Annotated in this window: 18 protein-coding genes; 8 read left to right on the top strand and 10 right to left on the bottom strand. The window is 57.2% G+C overall.

All coding sequences use genetic code 11. The annotated features are described in order from the left end of the window. Nucleotides 1–96 precede the first annotated feature (96 nt). On the top strand, nt 97–1,239 hold the full coding sequence (gene dapE / locus BM320_RS00675) for a succinyl-diaminopimelate desuccinylase (protein ID WP_090195099.1): 1,143 nt from the start codon (nt 97–99) through the stop codon (nt 1,237–1,239). Then, a complete protein-coding gene (locus tag BM320_RS00670; protein WP_090195096.1) occupies nt 1,236–1,649 on the top strand; it encodes a GNAT family N-acetyltransferase in 414 nt (137 codons plus the stop codon). Before dapE ends, BM320_RS00670 begins: the two co-directional genes overlap by 4 nt. Before the next feature lie 96 nt (nt 1,650–1,745). On the opposite strand, the gene BM320_RS00665 is transcribed toward BM320_RS00670, so the two are convergent. After that, a complete protein-coding gene (locus BM320_RS00665; RefSeq protein WP_090195093.1) occupies nt 1,746–2,321 on the bottom strand; it encodes a hypothetical protein in 576 nt (191 codons plus the stop codon). Nucleotides 2,322–2,449: 128 nt separating this feature from the next. After that, on the bottom strand, nt 2,450–3,208 hold the full coding sequence (locus BM320_RS00660) for a YHYH protein (protein WP_090195090.1): 759 nt from the start codon (nt 3,206–3,208) through the stop codon (nt 2,450–2,452). 134 nt (nt 3,209–3,342) lie between these two features. Between BM320_RS00660 and rnr the strand changes: the two genes are divergently transcribed. Then, the gene (gene rnr, locus BM320_RS00655) at nt 3,343–5,598 is read left to right on the top strand and encodes a ribonuclease R (RefSeq protein WP_090195087.1); all 2,256 of its coding nucleotides are present in this window, start codon (nt 3,343–3,345) and stop codon (nt 5,596–5,598) included. On the opposite strand, the gene BM320_RS00650 is transcribed toward rnr, so the two are convergent. Further along, nucleotides 5,595–5,990 carry a DUF1801 domain-containing protein gene (locus tag BM320_RS00650; protein ID WP_090195084.1) on the bottom strand — a complete coding sequence of 132 codons (396 nt, stop codon included), beginning with the start codon at nt 5,988–5,990 and terminating at the stop codon, nt 5,595–5,597. The genes rnr and BM320_RS00650 overlap by 4 nt on opposite strands. 140 nt (nt 5,991–6,130) lie before the next feature. Between BM320_RS00650 and BM320_RS00645 the strand changes: the two genes are divergently transcribed. Beyond that, entirely contained in the window at nt 6,131–7,315 is a 1,185-nt protein-coding gene (locus BM320_RS00645) for a lytic murein transglycosylase (protein WP_090195081.1), read from the top strand. Here BM320_RS00645 and BM320_RS00640 read toward each other — a convergent pair. The 3 genes from BM320_RS00640 to BM320_RS00630 all read right to left on the bottom strand — a co-directional run bounded on the left by BM320_RS00640 (nt 7,312) and on the right by BM320_RS00630 (nt 8,841). Beyond that, nucleotides 7,312–7,776, bottom strand: a complete 465-nt coding sequence (locus BM320_RS00640) for a hypothetical protein (RefSeq protein ID WP_090195078.1) — start codon at nt 7,774–7,776, stop codon at nt 7,312–7,314. The two genes, BM320_RS00645 and BM320_RS00640, sit on opposite strands and share 4 nt — an antisense overlap. A gap of 23 nt (nt 7,777–7,799) precedes the next feature. Further along, complete coding sequence (locus tag BM320_RS00635) at nt 7,800–8,282, bottom strand: RNA pyrophosphohydrolase (RefSeq protein ID WP_090200199.1); 483 nt, start codon at nt 8,280–8,282, stop codon at nt 7,800–7,802. 64 nt (nt 8,283–8,346) lie between these two features. After that, nucleotides 8,347–8,841 (bottom strand): L,D-transpeptidase family protein, encoded by a 495-nt coding sequence (locus BM320_RS00630; RefSeq protein ID WP_090195075.1) that lies wholly within the window; start codon nt 8,839–8,841, stop codon nt 8,347–8,349. A gap of 173 nt (nt 8,842–9,014) precedes the next feature. Here BM320_RS00630 and BM320_RS00625 point away from each other — a divergent pair, with 173 nt between their 5' ends. Next, entirely contained in the window at nt 9,015–9,257 is a 243-nt protein-coding gene (locus BM320_RS00625; RefSeq protein WP_131802229.1) for a hypothetical protein, read from the top strand. Between the two features lie 4 nt (nt 9,258–9,261). On the opposite strand, the gene ribA is transcribed toward BM320_RS00625, so the two are convergent. Then, nucleotides 9,262–10,338 carry a GTP cyclohydrolase II gene (gene ribA / locus BM320_RS00620; RefSeq protein ID WP_090200197.1) on the bottom strand — a complete coding sequence of 359 codons (1,077 nt, stop codon included), beginning with the start codon at nt 10,336–10,338 and terminating at the stop codon, nt 9,262–9,264. A gap of 155 nt (nt 10,339–10,493) precedes the next feature. On the opposite strand from ribA, the gene BM320_RS00615 reads away from it, so the two are divergent. After that, nucleotides 10,494–11,180 carry a response regulator transcription factor gene (locus BM320_RS00615; protein WP_090195071.1) on the top strand — a complete coding sequence of 229 codons (687 nt, stop codon included), beginning with the start codon at nt 10,494–10,496 and terminating at the stop codon, nt 11,178–11,180. Nucleotides 11,181–11,334: 154 nt separating this feature from the next. On the opposite strand, the gene BM320_RS00610 is transcribed toward BM320_RS00615, so the two are convergent. From BM320_RS00610 to serB, 3 genes are all read right to left on the bottom strand, one after another. Continuing rightward, entirely contained in the window at nt 11,335–12,456 is a 1,122-nt protein-coding gene (locus BM320_RS00610) for a trans-sulfuration enzyme family protein (RefSeq protein WP_090195068.1), read from the bottom strand. 50 nt (nt 12,457–12,506) lie between these two features. Continuing rightward, nucleotides 12,507–13,223: a deiodinase-like protein gene (locus BM320_RS00605; protein ID WP_090195066.1), complete on the bottom strand. Its 717-nt coding sequence runs from the start codon at nt 13,221–13,223 to the stop codon at nt 12,507–12,509. Between the two features lie 85 nt (nt 13,224–13,308). Further along, nucleotides 13,309–14,184: a phosphoserine phosphatase SerB gene (serB, locus tag BM320_RS00600; RefSeq protein WP_090195063.1), complete on the bottom strand. Its 876-nt coding sequence runs from the start codon at nt 14,182–14,184 to the stop codon at nt 13,309–13,311. Nucleotides 14,185–14,339: 155 nt separating this feature from the next. Here serB and BM320_RS00595 point away from each other — a divergent pair, with 155 nt between their 5' ends. Further along, a complete protein-coding gene (locus BM320_RS00595) occupies nt 14,340–15,482 on the top strand; it encodes a phosphoserine transaminase (RefSeq protein ID WP_090195061.1) in 1,143 nt (380 codons plus the stop codon). Nucleotides 15,483–15,559: 77 nt separating this feature from the next. Next, entirely contained in the window at nt 15,560–17,152 is a 1,593-nt protein-coding gene (gene serA, locus BM320_RS00590) for a phosphoglycerate dehydrogenase (RefSeq protein WP_090195058.1), read from the top strand. The last annotated feature ends 2 nt before the right edge of the window (nt 17,153–17,154 follow it).

Raw genomic sequence — 17,154 nt, 5'->3', positions numbered from 1 at the left:
GAAACAATGGTACGCCCATAAGCGGGACAAAGCCAGCGTAGGACCATTTGCATCCCCTTGGTTCTCGGGCTAGCCATGGCGCAAAGGAGACCCAGAATGCCCATTAATCCTGTTGCACTGACCGCTGATTTGATCCGCTGCCCCTCTGTCACGCCGGCTGAAGGTGGCGCGCTGGTGCTTCTTGAAAAGCTGCTAACGGACGGCGGATTCACGTGTACGCGTGTCGATCGCGGCGGGATTGCAAACCTTTATGCCCGCTGGGGGCGCCAAGGTGCCAACCGCACATTCGGGTTCAACGGCCATACCGATGTTGTCCCGATAGGGAACCGTGACGATTGGTCGGTTGATCCGTTTGGCGCTGAAATCAAGGACGGGTTTATGTATGGGCGCGGGGCCACGGATATGAAATCCGGTGTGGCCGCATTTGCCGCTGCCGCGATTGATTTTGTCGCCGATACCCCGCCTGACGGTGCAATAGTGCTGGCGATTACGGGGGATGAAGAGGCAGACGCGCTTGACGGCACGACCGCCCTGCTTGACTGGATGGCCACCAATAATGAGGCGATGACCGTCTGTCTGGTCGGTGAACCCACCTGCCCCAATGAAATGGGCGAAACGATGAAAATCGGGCGGCGCGGGTCGCTGACGGCGTGGTTCACGGTGCGCGGCGAACAGGGGCATTCGGCCTATCCGCACCGCGCAAACAACCCGCTGCCCGCGATGGCGCGACTGGTGGACCGGCTGTCGTCGCATGCGCTGGATCAGGGCACCGATCATTTTGATCCGTCGACATTGGCCGTTGTCACCATCGACACAGGTAACCCCGCAACAAATGTGATCCCCGCAAGCTGCAATGCCACCGTGAACGTGCGGTTCAACGATGCGCATTCCAGCCAGTCAATCATTGATTGGTTCGCAGATGAGGTCGCGCTGATCAAAGACACATTCGGCGTGGACACCGACATGAAAGTCAAAGTTTCCGGCGAAAGCTTTGTCACGCCGCCCGGCGCGCTATCCGATCTGGTTGCAAAGGCGGTAAAAGCCGAAACCGGGCGCACGCCGGAACTGTCGACATCCGGCGGCACATCGGACGCGCGGTTTGTCAAAGATCATTGTCCTGTTGTCGAATTCGGGCTTGTTGGCAAGACCATGCATCAGGTTGATGAACGGGTCGCCGTTGACCAGATCGGCCAGCTCAAATCCATCTATACACGTATCTTGCGGGACTACTTTGCATGATCGCAGTTGTCACCGATTATGCGCCCTGTATCGCATTGCGCCGCGCAGTGTTCATGGATGAACAGGGAATTTCCGAAGCCGAAGAAATGGACGGTCTTGACGAAGGGGCAATCCACCTTCTGGCGCATACTGGCGGGAAACCTGTCGGCACCGCACGGATCTTGATCGCGGGTGATACCGGCAAAATCGGGCGCATCTGCGTGCTGCGCGACCATCGCGGCACAGGGTTGGGTGCAAAACTGGTAAATGCAGCCATCGACCAGTTGCGCAAAATTCCGCATGTTTCGCGCGCACAATTGAGCGCACAAGACCACGCCATCGGGTTTTATGAAACGCTCGGCTTTGTCGCCTATGGGGCATTCTATGATGACGCAGGCATTGCGCATCGGGACATGGCGCGATCAATCTAGGTCGGGTGCAGACAGACTTTCACAGAAAGTCTGTTGCCAAATCCTTCATAAGGATTTGGCAACAGTTTCTTGTTTAGAAACTGTCCGCCCTTAACCTTATTGACCATCTATTGGTTCATTGCAGCGCACCGCATATTTGCTTAGCTCGAACCCAGTCGTCGTGACCCGAAATGTTTCCGGTAGTGGCTCAAGAAAATACATGTCACTGTCATGGATCTTGAGCGCATGGGTTTCACCAGCCGCAATAACGTAGCCATCCAAGTCGGCACGCCGGCGGGCTGGTACACCTTCATGCGTATAGATCACCTCGGATATGAGCAGATCATGATCCGTTTGATTTGAAACTGCCGTTAGCCCTGCATAATAGCCCACAGTACGCGCCGCCCCATCAAGCGTGTTGTCAATTTTGACCGATACACCTTCACCAAATGGCAAATGATAACGCACACGCCCCTGATCACAGCTTTCGGCCGTAAAAACCGTCAAAGCCTCGTAGCGCACTGTAAGTTCAAACCAGAAATAGTAGCCAGAGGCGGCCAGAAAGCCGGCAACAATCAAAAGACCGCGTGCCTTCTTATTCGAAAACTTTAGCGCGATCAGGACGGCCATCACTGCAACAAGAAACGGCACCCCCCAATAAAGCCCGTAAAAACCGAACTGCGATACCTGCATAGAAATCCCCGACCTGTTCACCTAGGTGCATCGCACCATCATCGGGTTGATATCTATATACTTTTACAGGTTAGGCACCCCGCAAAATATGTACCGGCACAAAACAGCCGAGACCACACAAATCGCGCCTAATTGCGCGTCATAAAACGCGGATTGACCTCGCCTTTAAAGCAGCGCGGGAAATACGGGTAGCTGTCGGTGGCAAAATAGGTATAGGTGCCATTCACCATGCCACCGTTGCATTCATCAAGCGTCCCGCTTTGGGCAACATAGGTGAAATCTTCCTCATAGGTCCCGTCATAGCGCCCCCCCGGCCCGCTTGGCCGTGTCCCCGCCTTCAACTGCCACGATGAAATTGCAGTTGCCGGACTATAGCGGATTTCAAACCCGTCAGGGGCATAGCCGATAAGGCTGCCCCCCTGCGAGGCCAGTAAATCACCGGACACGCCGTGGTAATGATAAAGCCCTGACTGGTCCACATGCGCGTTCTGGTCATCCATGCCAAGGCTGCGCGGGTTCTGCATGGCCTGCACGCGCCAGCCGCTTGACGGGTCACGGCCAACGCCGCGCCGCCCGTTGGGGTCATAATAACCCGCCGTATAGGGCCGGATCGGCACGCCTGTCACCGACACGCCCACCGTCATTTGCCCGCCGGTCACAGCACCCGTCAATTGCGGCACTGTTGAAAAACAAAACGTCAAACTCTGCGCCCGAAACGCATTCGGATTGCCGCGGTTGGGAAACCGGCCCATGTCGTGATTGGGGGCACCGTTTGACCTGATACATGTCATCTCGCCACGGGTTTCCACGCTGCTTTGGTTGTCATGGGCATGGGCGGTTTGTGCGGCAATGATCGCAATGAATGCGGCTGTACGAAGATGAGGCATATCCGGCTCCTTTGGGTGTCAGTCTTATGTACCACGGCTCTGCGCACTGTTTCCGTCGCGATTTCCTGACTTCACTTGCATCGGCCCTGCCCAATCCCCGTGACGGCCCTGATCTTCCGTGCTAGGGCTGGCGGATGATACGTATCCCGTCCAAATCCGAGATCCTTGAATGGATCGCCCAGAACCCCACCAAAGCCGCCAAGCGCGATATCGCCAAGGCCTTTGGGATCAAGGGTGCAGCCCGCATTGATCTCAAGCGCTTGCTCAAAGAGCTTGAGGACGAGGGCAAGCTGACCAAGCGCCGCGCATCCTACCGCGATGCCGAAGATCTGCCGCCGGTATCCGTTCTAGAAATTACAGGTCCAGATGCGGATGGCGATCTATTTGCGCGACCGCTTGAATGGAATGGTCAAGGTGCCGAACCCGTGATCTTGATGCTGTCGCGTGACGGCGATCCGGCGCTTGGCAAAGGCGACCGTATTTTGGGCCGCTTGACCGTCGACAAAACGGAACACCATTCACATACCGCCCGTATGATCCGCCGCATTGGCAGCAACCCGTTGCGCATTCTGGGCGTGTTTCGTGCAGGGTCCGAAGGCGGGCGCGTTGTGCCCGTGGACAAGGGCGCTGACAAGGAATGGACCGTCGCCGCCGATGCCACTGGTGGTGCCAAAGACGGCGAACTGGTCGAGGCCGAACAATCCGGCCCCAAGGGGCGCATGGGCCTGCCCAAGGCCCGCATTATCGCCCGCTTGGGTGATCCGAGTGCGCCGCGCGCCGTGTCCCTGATTGCGATCCACCAGCATGGGATTCCCGATCATTTCCCCGATGCTGTCGTGGCCGAAGCCGACGCAGCCAAACCCGCAGGGCTAAAGGGCCGCAAAGACCTGCGCGACATGCCCCTGATCACCATTGATCCATGGGACGCGCGCGATCACGATGACGCCTGTTATGTCGAGGCTGACCCCGACCCGAAAAACGCGGACGGTTTTATCATCTGGGTCGCGATCGCCGATGTTGCCCATTACGTGACTCCGGGGTCCGAGCTGGACATCGAGGCCCGCAAGCGTGGCAATTCCACCTATTTTCCCGACCGCGTCGTGCCCATGCTGCCAGACCGCCTGTCAGGTGATCTATGTTCGTTGCACGAAGGCGTTGAACGCGCCTGTCTGGCCGTCGCAATGCGTATCGACGCTAGCGGCAATCTGATTGATCACACGTTCCATCGCGGATTGATGAAATCAGTTGCCTCGCTCAATTATGAAGAAGTGCAGGACGCGATGGACGGGCGCGCCAACGACAAGGTTGCGCCGCTGATGGATGATGTCATCCGGCCGATTTATGCGGCTTACGATGCGTTGGTGCGCGCGCGCGAAAAACGTCAACCGCTTGAGCTTGATCTGCCCGAACGCCAGATTGTGCTGGGCGATGATGGCAAGGTCAGTTCTGTGAATTTCAAAGAGCGACTGGATGCGCACCGATTGATCGAGGAATTCATGGTGCTGGCCAATGTCGCCGCCGCCGAAACCCTGATCGCGAAAAAATCGCCACTGCTGTTTCGTGTGCATGAAGAACCCAATAGCGACAAACTGGATGCGCTGCGCGAGGTTGCACATGCGGCGGGGCTGGTTTTGGCCAAGGGACAGGTTCTGAAAACCGCCCATCTGAACCGGCTTCTGGCGCAGGCCAAGGACACAGAGAACGCGGAACTGGTCAATATCGCCACATTGCGGTCGATGACGCAGGCCTATTACAACCCTGAAAACTTTGGGCATTTCGGGCTTTCGCTCCGCGCTTATGCGCATTTCACGTCGCCGATCCGGCGCTATGCCGATCTGATCGTGCACCGTGCACTGATTGCGACACATGGTTGGGGCAAAGACGGGCTTAGCCCGTGGGATGTTGAACATCTTCCCGACACGGCCAAACTGATTTCCGACACAGAACGCCGGTCGATGGTTGCCGAACGCGACACGACTGACCGCTATCTGGCGGCTTTCCTTTCCGACCGGATCGGCGCCGAAATGACGGGGCGGATCAGCGGGATCGCAAAATTCGGCGTGTTCGTAAAGCTGGACGAAACCGGCGCTGACGGTATGATTCCGATCCGCAATCTGGGGCGCGAATATTTCCATTACGATGCCGACAGCCAAACACTGATGGGCGCTGACACAGGGCTTATGATTTCATTGGGGCAGCGGGTCACCGTCAAACTGGCAGAAGCGACACCCGTTACCGGCGGGCTGATCGTGGAGTTGCTTTCGATTGATGATCGCGCGGTGCCACGTGGCCCGATGCGCGGTCGCGGCAAACCAGCACGGCGCAAAGCAGGTTCATCGCGCAAGAAGGCCGCAAAAATCGCGCGCAAGGTCAAACGCACGCGGCGCTAAAGATGATAGGTTAGCGCGTGACGTATCAATAGCGCGATACGGTCCGGCGCAATATCCTGCGCGGTTGCAAAATGCACCGCGCGGTTGCCTTCGACGTTATCAAGATCGGCAAATGCCTGCGCATATCGGCTGATCACAGTGGTCGCACAATGCGCATAGATCGCACAGCCGCCCGTTTTGGGGACGCCTAACCGCAAAGTCGTGCCTGATTTCGTTGTCGCAGTCAGATAGGCGGGCTGGCCCCATTTCAGGGTCTCGGTCAGTGGGCCGATCCTTGGATCTTGGGCCGCTTCATTAAATATCAGCTTGCGCAAGACCATTGCAGCAGCCTGCGCAGGCGCGGGGAAAGCATCAAAGGCGGCTTGCACCTTGGGGTCACAAACGGGTGTCATCGCCCGAACCTAGCCGCCCCCGCGGCCCCTGCCCAGCCGCAATGCGCGCTTTGCTGACCATAACTGACATCTGGCGCAAAGTTGATTTACGCAGCGCGTGATTCTGCACTAGGTTGCACGAAAAACAATGAGGCCAAAAAATGGATCGCAGACAGTTTCTTATGACAGGCACCGCTATCACGCTGGCACGGCCCGCCTTGGCCGATGCGCGCGGCTTTGGCACGTGGATCGCAAATTTTCGCGCACGCGCCAATGCCGCTGGCATTTCGGACCGCACGTTCGACGCCGCATTTCAGGGCGCACAATACTTGCAAGACAGTATCGAGCGTGACCGCAATCAGGCCGAATTCGTAAAACCGATGGCCGATTACATGGGCACAGCTGCCTCGGATGATCGGGTGCGCAACGGACGCGAAATGCTGCGCCAGCACGGGCGGCTATTGGCGCGGATAGAGGCCACTTATGCGGTCGAGCCACATGTCGTGCTGGCCGTCTGGGGCATGGAAAGCAATTACGGCCAGCGGCGCGGCGATACCCCGCTGATATCGACGCTTGCGACTTTGGCCTATGACGGGCGGCGCGGACGGTTCTTTGAAAGCCAGCTGATTGCCGCATTGAAAATCTTGCAAAACGGCGATGTCGCGCCGCAGAATATGACAGGGTCATGGGCTGGCGCGATGGGGCACACGCAGTTTATCCCGACTTCTTACGAAGCCTATGCCGTTGATTTCACCGGCGACGGGCGGCGCGATATCTGGGCTGACGACCCGAGCGACGCGCTGGCGTCAACGGCGGCCTATTTTCGCAGGTTTGGCTGGCAGCAAGGCCAGCCCTGGGGTGTCGAAGTCATTCTGCCGCGCGGATTTGACTATAACCAAACCGGCCGTAGCGTTTCGCGCAGCCCGGCGGCATGGGCGCGGCTTGGCGTGGGTGATATAAACGGGCACGCTGTGCCGAATTACGGTGATGCCTCGCTTATCACGCCAACGGGTGCAGGCGGCCCCGCGTTTCTGGTGTTCCGCAATTTCGATGTGATTTCGCGCTACAATAACGCAGAGGCCTATATCATTGGCGTCGGCCATCTGGGTGACCGGATACGCGGCATGGACGGGTTGCGCGCAGGGTGGCCTGCCGGCGAACGGCAGCTACGGCGCGCCGAACGGGTCGAACTGCAACAGTTGTTAAGCGACGCGGGCTATCAGACAGGGGGCATTGACGGGCAGATCGGCCCCAATTCGCGCCGCGCAATCCGTGCCTATCAGGCCGCGCAGGGGTTGATCCCCGACGGGCATCCGTCGCTGGGGTTACTTGAACGGCTCCGCTAGCAGCCGCCTTGCATGCAGGCGGTGATCTGGTCGCGCAATGCTTGCGAAGGTTCAGGGAAAATCATGCCGCCGCACGGGCCTGCTATCATGGTCACAGGTGTCTGGTCGGCGCGCACAAAAAACAGTGCGTCGATACCGCTTTGGGCTGTGCCGCAGTAATTTGCGGCGCATTCCACTTGTAACTGGGCAGGGCTGATAAAATCGGATGTGAAACCCGCGTTTGTTAACCCTTTGCCTTCGAACCGTGCGGGGATGGGTGCCGGTTCGCCGTCAAACGTGTCACGAAATCCCGCAGGGAGCGCCGTTTCATCAAACGAAAGCCGGCCATAAAGCACGTAATAGGGTTCGGGCGCCTGCGCGATCTGCGCAAATGCTGCAACCGGATCGGGACGCATACAACTAAGCGCCTGCAACTGACCAGCCATCAAGGCAAAAGTAAGGGTAAGTGTCACTTTTTTCATCGCAGGTACCTTTCTTTGGGGGGTTACAGTTTAGCTTTGAACGCGTCCAGAACCTGCGCATAGACCGCACGCTTAAAGGGCACAATTGCACCGACCAATTCACTGGGCGCGATCCATTTCCATGCCGAAAACTCGGGGTGCTTGGTTGCGATATTCACCTGATTATCCGCGCCATGATAGCGCAAAAGATACCATTTCTGTTCTTGCCCGCGAAACCGGCCCTTCCAGATGTTCGGCACCAGATCGAGTGGCAAATCGTAGGGGATCAGCCCCGGGCATTCGGCGTCGAGGCTGACCAGATTGGGGGTGATGCCGGTTTCTTCAAGCAACTCGCGCAGGGCGGCTTCATAGGTATTTTCACCCGGATCGACGCCGCCTTGCGGCATTTGCCAGGCATCTGTGTCGCGATCAATGCGCTGGCCGACAAAGATATGCCCGCGCGTATTGGCAAGCATAATCCCCACGCAGGGACGGTAGGGCAAGGCGGCAATTTCGTCTGGGGTCATCTGGGTCAATACCTTTGGTACAATCGGGTGCATCTCGCATCATATATGCACCAAGGTCCAGCGGCTATGCGATAACAAGCCGTGATCCGCAGGTGATCCGCTGCGCAATCCAGCGCAGATGATCACGCCGAAACGCAATGCAACCTGCCGTCGGTCGCCCCGGCCCGCGCCACTGGTGGATAAAAATAGCCGATCCCTTGCCAGCGGCGGCATGCGGATAGTTCCAGTCGGTAACCAATATCAGGTCATACATCGGATCCGCGCGACGCAGGTGTTCGTGGCTAAACCCATGCGGTGCGCGCACCCGATGATTATAGGCAGGGTCCGACACGTCATCCGACCACAGATCACGCGGGCCGATAGGGCGCGCCCAATCCGCAGGTCGCGCCATCCGGTCAGCGCGGTAAAACATGTCAACAATCCGGTGGGTGCCAACGGGGGTTGCGCCGTCGCCTTCGGTTTTGTCGGATGCTAACCCGCCACGCCCGATCGTACAGGCAAAGCGCCGGTTCATAAACCGCAGGTGGGTTGGGGTCAAAACGAGGTCAATCGGCTTCATAGCAAACTGATACCCAACCACCGTTTTCGGCGCAACGGCGCGCTGGTGTCATCAAATCTGGCACTATCGTTTCTTCAACAAATACCGACGGAAATAATCTAGCCTACGTATAACGTTGGATGTCAGCCAAAACTGGCGCCTTTAGCAACGTGTGTATTGTTATGAGTATGGCTTTGGAAATTCTGAAAATCCTGACGCCCAATGAATTGGCGCGGCTTAATTGCGCGCGCGCCTGTTCGAAAACAATGGCCTGTATGGGGTTTGAAGCTGCCAGTTTGATAAAACTGCGGCTCGCCGAAACGGATCGCGACGGATCACTTTCCATCACCAGCCTTGGCCAAGAAGTGCAAAGCCTTGCGCGGCGGCACCCTGACCTTGCACATGCATTAAAGCAAGAAACATCCGCCAACCCGTGAACGGCTAGAGCAAGTGGCCTGATTTTTCGGCTTTGGTTGCCAAATACCCGTGATTATGCGCGTTTTCGCCAACTTTTAGCGGCACCCGTTCAACAACCGTAATGCCGCAGCTTTCCATTTTTGCGACCTTCGCGGGGTTATTGGTCAGCAGTCGGGTCGCGCCAAACCCCATCCGCTTGAGAATCTCAGCGCCGATCCGGAAATCGCGTTCATCGTCTTCAAATCCCAAACGGTGATTGGCCTCGACCGTATCAAACCCCTGATCTTGCAGGGAATAGGCGCGCATTTTATTCGCAAGCCCGATACCGCGCCCTTCTTGGTTCAGATACAGCAGCACCCCTGCCCCTTCGGCACCCATCTGCGCCAGTGCCCCGCGCAATTGCGGGCCGCAATCACATTTGAGCGACCCAAGCAGATCACCCGTGAAACAGGCCGAATGCAGCCGTGATAGCACGGGTTTGCTGCGGTCGGGCCTGCCGATTTCAACGGCATAATGTTCCTCTGCGCCATCATCGGGGCGAAAAATATGAAGCCGCCCCGCCTCGGATACCGACAGTGGCAGGCGCGCGCTGACAATCGGGTTCAGCGGGCTGAGCCCGTCGTCGATCGCAGCGGATGCAGGCACCAACGTCAGGTTCTGCGCCCGCGCAAATTCAGCCGCTTGGGCGATAGGCAACACAATTGCGGCCGGCAACAGGCGCGCGGCCTTGGTCAGGGCAATTGCCGCGCGGTGCATCGCCGCATCGCCAGCGCGCAGGCTCTGGACTGGCCCTTTCATCGGTGCGCGCAGATCATCCGCTGGATCGGATATCGACAAAACCCACGCAAGCGACGCATCGGCAGGCAGCGCAATTCGCGCGACATCGCCATCATATGCGGGTGCCTTGAGCGTCTGGGCACGCCGGCTTGTCAGGGCAAGCGACGGCTCTCCGCCAAGGTTGCGCAATGCGGCAAGCCGTTCTGCGGTCAGGGTCTCGGCGGCGAGAACAACCGCGCCACCCTCAAGCACCACAGGCACCCCCATGCGCAGATCCGCCCGCGCACGTGCCAACCGCTCTGTAATATTCGGTGAAAATTCCATGTAGACGCCCGTATTCTGTTTCAAACGGATACCCTGTTCTGAAGCAAAGTGAAACATTTGCACGTTTAATCACACGAGCGTGTGAAAGTTTGACGGAAAACCTTGTCTCATACGTATCAAAGGCACATTTCTAGTGGGTAACGAAGGAGGATGTGATGGCACAACTCAAGAAAATTCTACTGGTCGACGATGATGACGACCTGCGCGAAGCATTGGGCGAGCAATTGCTGATGACCGAGGACTTTGATGTCTTTGAAGCCGACGACGGTGCGAGCGCGATGGTAAAGGCCAAAGAAGGACTTTACGATCTGATGATCCTTGATGTCGGCCTGCCTGATACCGACGGCCGCGAACTCTGCCGCGTGATGCGTAAACAAGGCGTGAAATGCCCGATTCTGATGTTGACCGCGCAAGACAGCGATGCAGACACAATTCTGGGTCTTGATGCCGGCGCCAACGATTATGTCAGCAAACCGTTCAAGTTCCCCGTACTTCTGGCGCGGATCCGCAGCCAGCTGCGCGCGCATGAACAGTCTGAGGATGCGGTGTTCCAGCTGGGGCACTATACATTCAAGCCTGCCCAAAAAATGCTGATAACAGAAGACGATAAGAAGGTTCGGCTGACCGAAAAAGAGACGAATATTCTCAAATATCTCTACCGTTCAACCGACGGAGTTGTCGCCCGCGATGTGCTTTTGCACGAGGTTTGGGGCTATAATGCGGGCGTGACCACGCACACATTAGAGACACATATTTACCGTCTTCGCCAAAAAATAGAACCAGATCCGTCCAATGCGCGCCTTCTTGTGACCGAATCTGGCGGTTATAGATTGGTGGCGTAAGGTTACTCCCCCGGTTGCATGGCTCCTCCCCCAGCATGCGACCGGGCCCAAGAATACCGCCGGTGATCGGTTCATATCACCACCTCCCTGTTGGACTTGCCCGGGCTCTATGCCCGGGTTTTTTTGGGTGGTGCGCGAACGGCCATCAGCAAGCTCAGCCCAACGCCTGGTTCCAATCCGCTATCAAATCGCCGATATCTTCGATCCCGACCGACACGCGGATCAGGTTTTCAGGGATGCCTGTGTGCGGTTCAATCGTGTGGCGGTGCTCAACAAGGCTTTCGACCCCGCCGAGCGACGTGGCGCGCAAGAACAGTTCCAGCTTGCCCACAACCCGCAGCGCGTCTTGCTTGTCGCCTTTGACCAAAACGGACAGCAACCCACCAAATCCGCCCGTCATCTGGCGTTTCGCAATTTCATGTCCGGCGTGGTGCGGCAGGCCGGGGTAGAACACATCCGCGACTTGCGGATGATCAAACAGATGTTCGGCCAAACTTTGGGCGTTCTGCGTCATCCGTTCAACCCGCAATGGCAGCGTGCGCATGGAACGCGTCAGCAACCATGCCTCGAACGGCCCCAAAATCGCGCCCGCCCCTTTGCGGTCCGCGCGGATGTCTTGCCAGATTTGCGCGTCTGGCCTGCCCGTCGACAAGACCCCTGCAAGCACATCCGAATGGCCGTTGATCGCCTTGGTCGCTGAATGCATCACAATGTCCGCACCATGCGCAAGCGGCTGCATGAGAATCGGTGTCGCGGCGGTTGCATCCACGACCAAGGTGGCTTTTGTCGCATCAGACAACGCGCGAATATCCACGCTCTTAAGCCAAGGGTTTGATGGCGTTTCAACAAAAATCAACGCCGGATCATGTTTGGCACATGCCTGCGCAAGATCCGGCACGTCGGCCTCAATCAGCGTCACATCGCGCCGCGCACAAAAATCGCGAATCCACGCGGTTGTGCCCCAGTAAATGCCGGATTGGATAACGGCAGTTGCGCCATTTGGCAGGGTGCGGAACACCGCGGCGATTGCCGCCATGCCGGAGGGGAACAGCAACGTGTCAGCCGCACCTTCTAGCTGCTGCAACACTTTTTCAGCCTGCCGCAAATTGTCCGAATTATCGCGCGCATAGATGTTATCGGCGCGCAGTAATTCATAATTTTCATCACGCGTAAACGTGGTTGAGGGCTGCAAAGCAGGCACAACGCCGCCCGATTGCGGGTCAAGCGCACCTGCGGCATGGGCCGCGATGGTCGCTGGTTTCAGATCATGTTTCATTGCGGCATCTGGCGCGGTTTTGGCCGCGATTGCAAGCCCCCGAAAATTGCCTAGCAGGCCATATCACCTGACACGTCTTGCGCCCTGCCAAATAACAATCCCAAATTTCGCCGCACCACATTTGCCCAGATCAGTGCTGGCAAGCTTTTTAGAAAATCGCGCGCCGATCCCTTTCCGGCCTTGCGGAAGGTTTCCAATGCAATCTTGGGGGTGGCGGGGCGAAAATAGTTTTTGGCCGATATTGTCCGCCCCGCAACCAAAGCCTCAAGCGCGCGCGCAGTCACCCCAGGGTTATTCCATGACGCGCGAAAAACGACGCACCCGTTCCGGTTAATAATGAACACCGCATTGGGCATCCCGCCAAAGGCCCGATGCCCCGCGCCGTCAATCCCGTCGATCAGGATTTCGCGTGTTTCGCCATCGGCTTCGGCCAAACGGTTGGCGCAGGAATGCTTTTGCGCAAAATCCTGATGCACCGGAATCGCCACACCCGGGTGGGCTTCGCGGACATATAGAACCGCGTGGACAGCGTTGGAATGCTTACGCGCCAGCGCCGTCATTGCCTTGCGCCGCGTCTGGAATAGCGGGCAGGTAATGCTGCCCAACTCAAGCACCAGAAAATCAGCGTCAAATTCCAGCAACTGTCGCTGTGTGCCAGCCAAAGTCGTGACGACGATATCTGGGGCCTTGGCCCCAAGTGCGGGGCCATTTACCGACGTGAAATCATAATCCGACGCCGCGAACGTGGCATAATTGTAATCACCCATAGGACAGCTCCTTGTTATTGGAACCAATCCTACACCGGAATCATCATGGCTGTCAGCAATTGGGCAAGCGATTGCGACAGGTGTGCTAGGTCACGAACTGGTCGCGCGCATAGCCTTGAATATAAAGCAGCGCGGTAAGATCACCGTGGTTGATCCGCACGTCACATTCTTTTTGAACCGACGGTTTGGCATGCAGCGCGACACCCGTGCCTGCACGGCCCAGCATGCCCAGATCATTGGCGCCATCGCCCACGGCCAGCACGTCAGCCTCGGCGATGCCCAATTTCGCGGTGATTTCTTCAAGCGCGGTCACTTTGGCCGCCTTGCCCAAAATCGGCAGTCCCGGCGCGCCGGTCAGTTTGCCATCCGCGACCAGTAACGTGTTGGCGCGGTTTTCATCAAAGCCCAATTCAGCAGCGATTCGCGCGGTGAACGCGGTGAACCCGCCCGACACAAGCGCGGCATAGGCACCATTGGCCTTCATCGTTTGCAACAACACCCGCCCGCCGGGCATCAGGGTAATGCGTTCATCCAGCACCTTGGTGATCACCGATTCTGGCAGGCCGGCAAGCAATCCAACCCGTTCGGTCAGCGCTTCGTTGAAATCCAATTCGCCGTTCATTGCGCGCGCTGTGATGTCCGCGACGCGCGGGCCAACACCGGCCTCGGCAGCCAGTTCATCAATGCATTCCTGTTCGATCATGGTGCTATCCATATCGGCCAACAGCATTTTTTTACATCTGTTTTCAGATGGTTGTACAATCAGATCAACGCCCGCGCTTTGCAAGTCTTTCCAGACATCCCATTGGTTATCTGGCAGTTGCGCGATGCCAAATTCGGCGACTTCGTCCACAGATAGCCAAACCGCGTCCCCCCCGCCCCAAGCGTTGCGCAGGTTTTCGACCAGCGCCAATTCAAGATTGCGTTTTTCGGGGTTCGTCAAAAGCGTGACCGTGAACATCGTGTTTCCTATGCGCGTCAAAGGGTGTCGCAAAAAGCGGCTCAAGCGGCGGTCTAGCGTCATTTTGTCCATTGTGAAAGTCAAAGTCAGGCTCTATGTCCGGCCGTGGGACACCCTTCCCCAACGAAGGGCATATATCTGTGAGGATACCAGCAATGGTTAAGACCAAACCGGCAACGCGGCCGTCAAATGCGCGTTTTTCTTCTGGCCCATGTGCCAAACCCCCCGTATGGAATCTGGATGCTTTGCGTGACGCCCCTTTGGGCCGGTCACACCGTGCATCCGTGGGCAAGGCAAAGCTTGCCGAAGCGATCGAGCTGACCCGCGACATTCTTGGCATTCCCGCTGACTACCGCATTGGCATCGTGCCTGCGTCCGACACCGGTGCTTTTGAAATGGCGATGTGGTCCCTGTTGGGCGAACGCCCTGCGGAAATGGTCGCTTGGGAATCTTTCGGCGCGGGCTGGGTCACAGATGTGGTCAAGCAGCTGAAAATCGAAGCCACAGTGCACACTGCCGAATACGGCGAAATCGTCGATATGGCGGCGCTGAACTATGATAATGACGTATGTTTCACTTGGAACGGCACCACATCCGGCGTGCGCGTGGCCAATGGCGATGTGATCCCAGGTGACCGCGCTGGTCTGACACTCTGCGATGCGACATCTGCCGCATTTGCCCAAGACCTGCCTTGGGACAAGCTGGATGTCACGACATTCTCTTGGCAAAAAGTCATGGGCGGCGAAGCGGCCCACGGTATGCTGGTTCTGTCGCCCCGCGCTGTCGAACGTCTGGAAAGCTACACACCTGCGTGGCCATTGCCAAAAATCTTCCGCATGACCAAAGGCGGCAAGCTGATCGAAGGTATCTTCCGCGGTGAGACCATCAACACACCGTCAATGCTGGCGGTTGAAGATTACCTTGTCGCGCTGAAATGGGGCCGTTCAATCGGTGGTCTGGATGCGCTGATCCACCGCGCCAATGCCAACGCGCGCGCGATCTGGAATTTCTGCGCCGAAAACGACTGGATCGCCAATTTGGCGGTTGATCCGGCGACGCGGTCAAACACATCTGTGTGCCTGAAATTCACCGACGACCGGATCAAAGACGGCGCTGCATTCGCCAAAGCCGTTGCAAAACGCCTTGAGGCTGAAAACGTCGCGCTCGATATCGGTGCTTACCGTGATGCGCCTGCGGGTCTGCGGATCTGGTGCGGTGCAACGGTTGAGACATCGGACATCGAAGCCATGCTGCCTTGGTTGGCATGGGCCTTTGAAACCGAAATCGACGCGCAATAATTTCTAACAATTCCGGCAGCGGCGATCAAATTTTGCGAAATTTGATCTGCCGCGCCATCTAAAAAGGATAGCTGACAATGGCACCTAAAGTACTTATTTCCGACAAACTTTCCGAAGCCGCCGTGCAGATCTTCAAGGATCGCGGCATTGACGTTGATTTCCAGCCCGACCTTGGCAAAGACAAGGACAAGCTGCTTGAGGTCATCGGCCAATATGACGGCCTTGCGATCCGCTCTGCCACCAAAGCGACCGAGAAAATCATCGCCGCTGCGACCAATCTCAAGGTCATCGGCCGCGCGGGTATCGGTGTGGATAACGTCGACCGCGAAGCGGCATCCCGCAAGGGTATCATCGTGATGAACACGCCCTTCGGCAACATGATCACGACAGCCGAACATGCGATTGCGATGATGTTCGCCGTGGCGCGCCAGATTCCCGAAGCATCTGCATCCACACATGCGGGCAAATGGGAAAAATCCAAATTCATGGGTGTCGAGCTGACAGGCAAAACACTGGGCGTTATCGGCGCCGGCAACATCGGCTCAATCGTCTGTGACCGCGCACGCGGCCTGAAGATGAAAGTCATCGCGATGGACCCGTTCCTGTCCGAAGAACGCGCCACCGAAATTGGCGTTGAAAAGGTCGAGCTGGACGAATTGCTGGCGCGCGCCGATTTCATCACCCTGCACGTGCCATTGACCGCGGACACAAAAAACATCCTGAGCGCAGAAAATCTTGCGAAAACCAAAAAAGGCGTGCGCATCATCAACTGCGCCCGTGGTGGTCTGGTGGACGAAGCCGCATTGGCCGAACTGCTGAAATCCGGTCATGTTGCTGGCGCGGCTTTTGATGTATTCGCCGAAGAGCCCGCGACCGAAAACCCGCTGTTCAACCTGCCAAACGTTGTGGTCACCCCGCATCTTGGTGCCGCGACAACCGAGGCACAAGAAAACGTGGCCCTGCAAGTGGCCGAACAAATGTCCGACTACCTGCTGACAGGCGCTGTGCAGAACGCATTGAACATGCCGTCCGTGACTGCCGAAGAGGCCAAGATCATGGGCCCTTGGATTAAACTGTCGGGTCACCTTGGCAACTATATCGGCCAGATGACGGACGAGCCGATCAAAGCCGTGAACATCCTGTTCGACGGCGAGGTGAGCACGATGAACCTTAAGGCGCTGACCGCGTCGACGATTGCCGGGATCATGAAGGCATCAAACCCTGACGTGAACATGGTTTCTGCGCCGGTCGTTGCCAAAGAACGCGGCATGAAAATTTCAACCACCAAGCAAGACCAATCCGGTGCCTTTGAAGGTTATGTCAAGGTCACCATCGTTACCGACACCCGCGAACGCTCTATTGCGGGGACGGTGTTTAGCGATGGCAAACCGCGCTTTATCCAGATCAAAGGCATCAATATCGACGCCGAAGTTGGTGAGCACATGCTTTACACAACCAACGACGATGTTCCTGGCATCATCGGGACATTGGGTACGCTGCTTGGCAAAAATGAAGTCAACATCGCGAACTTTACACTTGGGCGGGCGGTCCAGAAAGGCGAGGCAATCGCCCTGCTTTATATCGACGCGCCCATGCCACAAAGTGCGATTGACGATCTCAAGGCGACCGGATTGTTCAAACAGGTCAAGCCGCTCAGCTTTGACATCTAACA

This window comes from Yoonia tamlensis (genome assembly GCF_900115105.1).
GTDB classification, from domain to species: Bacteria; Pseudomonadota; Alphaproteobacteria; order Rhodobacterales; family Rhodobacteraceae; genus Yoonia; species Yoonia tamlensis.
This window is presented reverse-complemented; position numbering and strand designations above follow the sequence as displayed.